This window comes from Bartonella sp. AP21QHHD (assembly GCF_042196205.1).
Classification (GTDB): domain Bacteria; phylum Pseudomonadota; class Alphaproteobacteria; order Rhizobiales; family Rhizobiaceae; genus Bartonella.
This window is the reverse complement of sequence record NZ_JBHIPT010000073.1, coordinates 1-2,742: the sequence shown is the minus strand read 5'-3', so window position 1 is coordinate 2,742 and position 2,742 is coordinate 1. Positions and strand designations below refer to the sequence as shown.

At 39.3% G+C, this 2,742-nt stretch carries 5 protein-coding genes and 1 pseudogene; all 6 read right to left on the bottom strand.

The annotated features are described in order from the left end of the window. The coding region (locus ACFIMC_RS04820; RefSeq protein WP_375674534.1) for an ERF family protein at positions 1 to 612 on the bottom strand (612 nt) is incomplete at its 3' end. 92 nt (positions 613 to 704) lie between these two features. Continuing rightward, positions 705 to 938, bottom strand: a pseudogene (locus ACFIMC_RS04815) (hypothetical protein); the annotation flags it as partial. After that, the gene (locus ACFIMC_RS04810; protein WP_375621851.1) at positions 932 to 1,333 is read right to left on the bottom strand and encodes a hypothetical protein; all 402 of its coding nucleotides are present in this window, start codon (positions 1,331 to 1,333) and stop codon (positions 932 to 934) included. The gene ACFIMC_RS04810 and the pseudogene ACFIMC_RS04815, both read right to left, overlap by 7 nt. Positions 1,334 to 1,338: 5 nt before the next feature. Then, positions 1,339 to 1,800: a hypothetical protein gene (locus ACFIMC_RS04805; RefSeq protein ID WP_375685682.1), complete on the bottom strand. Its 462-nt coding sequence runs from the start codon at positions 1,798 to 1,800 to the stop codon at positions 1,339 to 1,341. A gap of 102 nt (positions 1,801 to 1,902) precedes the next feature. Further along, positions 1,903 to 2,280 carry a hypothetical protein gene (locus ACFIMC_RS04800; RefSeq protein ID WP_375685680.1) on the bottom strand — a complete coding sequence of 126 codons (378 nt, stop codon included), beginning with the start codon at positions 2,278 to 2,280 and terminating at the stop codon, positions 1,903 to 1,905. Between the two features lie 12 nt (positions 2,281 to 2,292). Then, positions 2,293 to 2,742 (bottom strand): phage antirepressor KilAC domain-containing protein (locus ACFIMC_RS04795; protein ID WP_375685678.1); only part of this gene is annotated, 450 nt, incomplete at its 5' end.

Below are 2,742 nucleotides of genomic sequence, written 5' to 3'. Positions count from 1 at the left end.
TTGGGTTTGTACGACAAGTCTTCTGATTTCATTGATCTGTTGTGGAAAAGCCTTTTTAATAGGCGGGTTTCCATCTGTATCGTCTTCTTTACTTGCTAAATTAAGAAGCATGCCTAATAGGTATCTTCGTGCGTAGGTAAGTGTGGAACCAAGTGATTGTATGCTATTTTTAGAGCCTGTACTGTCAATTGGAAATGTTCCTTCTGTTGAGATTTGATTGTCTGAAGGATGAGACAGAGTTATTTCTATGGTAACGTTTTTTTCTGTTTGATTTTTAATACGATAAAACAAAGCAAATTTGTATGTTGCAAGCCCTTTCTTTACAGCATCAATGTACTGATCAAGTGTAGCGTATTTGCTGTTTGTATGGTTATTAATGGCGTTTTGTTCGATATTTTTATATGCCATTTGCACAGCCGAAAGATCACGGACAAAATTTTGGCGCTCTTGTCGTTTTATCTCTTGTTCTCTTAAATCAAGAAGACGCTCTAAGCGATCCATATCGACGTCACTGTCTAAGGCTTTATTTAAAATACGTTCCATGACAGTTTGTTCGACGGCTACATGATGTGTTTCTTCAATTTCTATTAGGTTAGTGTTTTGTTCACTCATCTTGATTTCCTACATTGCGCGCAATTCACCCGTGGCGTGAATCACGCTGGTGTTTAAAAGTTGGTTGTGTGGTTAAAAACGGCTTATATGGCTATTACGGTATTACCAAAAATCTCGGCAAAACCACAAACTTTAGCTTTTCCATAAACTTTGGCGTTACCAGAAACCCAGCAATTGCCATCATGACTTAGATTGTCTTCTTTCTCGATATAGCCTCCTAAATCACCTGCTTTAACATTACCAAAGTCTCTCAATGCACGAATGCGGTGGAGAGTTTTGCCCCCAACTTCGATTGTTTCATTAGTCAATTCGTATTTTTTCACCATGCTTTTTCTCCAGTGGACATGACGTTATCGCCATCAATATCCGCATCACGATAAATTTTTGCGTCGCCATAAATACGTGCATTACCGGAAACTGTTGCCATTCCATAAACTTCGGCAAAACCGTAAACATGTGCATTATGTTTAATTCGTGCACTACCATAAACTACAGCATCATCATAAACTTGAGCATTATCGTAAACGCAAGCACAAGATAAGACGAATGCATTACCACCTACCCAGCAATTACCATGATGCGATAGGTTGTTTTCATGTTCTATAAAGCCGCCTAAATTACCTTTTTTAATAACTCCAAAGTCTCTTAAAGCGCGGATACGGTGAAGAGTTACCCCTTTAAACTCAGCTTTCCCATCAGTAAGTTCGTACTTCTTTTCCATGATTACTATTTCTCACGTTCTACGATTACGGTGGAGCCACTAATTTTACAATTTCCAGCAATGTCTACACGACAGCAAATATATGCTTGATTGTAAATTTTAGCATTTCCGTAAACGTGTACACTTTCCCCTATAACAGAATTCCCATAAATCCGCGCATAGTCAAAAACCTTGGCATTATCTCGAACAGAAGCACCACCAACTTCGGCATAATCATAAACTTGTGCATTGTCATAAACGCGTGCATTCCCATAAACCCGCGCATCATCATAAACTTTGGCATCACCGTAAACTTGTGCATTGCCAAAAATCCAACAGTCTCTCTTATGGCTTAAGTTGCTCTCTTTTTCTATAAAACCGCCGAGGTCACCTTTTTTGACATATCCAAAGTCTCTTAAGGCTCTAATTCGGTGAAGAGTTCTTCCATCAAACACAATTTTTTCATCAGTAAATTCGTATTTTTTCATCTGGTTTGTTACCTAGTTGAGATTCTTTTATCGCCATCAATCCAGTCGTCCCAACATACACATGCTTCACCGTAAATTTTTGCATGACCGTAAACATGCGCATCACCGGAAACTTCTGCATTGCCNCGGTTCACCGCAAATATATGCATCACCGTAAACTTCTGCATCACCGTAAATGCATGGTTCATCGCAAACTTCTGCTTTGCCATAAATACGAGAATTGTTGTAAACATGTGCATAACCGTAAACTTGTGCATTTTCGTAAACCTTAGCATCACCAAAAACCTTGGCATAACCATAGACTTTTGCATAATCCCCAATCCAGCAATTACCACGATGCGATAGGTTGTCTTCTTTCTCGATATAGCCTCCTAAATCACCTTTCTCGACGTTTCCAAAGTCTCGTAATGCGCGAATGCGGTGGAGAGTTTTGCCCCCAACTTCGATTGTTTCATCAGTAAGTTCATATTTCTTTTCCATAATGATAGCCTCTTAATGCATGCTTTGTCTTTTAAGCTCTTGAGACAGCACCCCCATGCCTTTTGTTGTGATTTTTGCTGAAGGAATGACTTTTTCAGTTCCATTTTCGGTTTGAATAGTGAGGGTTGAGCAATCCATTAGTCCTTTTTGGATTTTATCCTGATAAGGCAATAAGCGATCCCCGAAAGTGCGTCGATACACCCATCCTTTTTTCTGTAGGAAGAGAATGAATTGTTTTGGTTGCATTTCGAGCACTTTAGCGGCTTCAGTAAGACTGAAGAGCCCATCAGAGCGTTGCAAGCTTTCCAGAGCCATTGCTTTTGGTTTTAAATCTTCAATGATGATGTCTTTACGCTCATTTTCATTTTTTAGATGAGTTAATACACCTAACATTACTTGTGGACTTGAGTAATCGATTTGTGGTGTAACAACTTGCTTTGCACGCCGCTCGCATTCGATAAA

Coding starts and splice junctions, on each gene's coding strand:
- ACFIMC_RS04810 (WP_375621851.1), bottom strand. CDS start 1,333: ATGGAAAAGAAGTACGAACTTACTGATGGGAAAGCTGAGTTTAAAGGG.
- ACFIMC_RS04805 (WP_375685682.1), bottom strand. CDS start 1,800: ATGAAAAAATACGAATTTACTGATGAAAAAATTGTGTTTGATGGAAGA.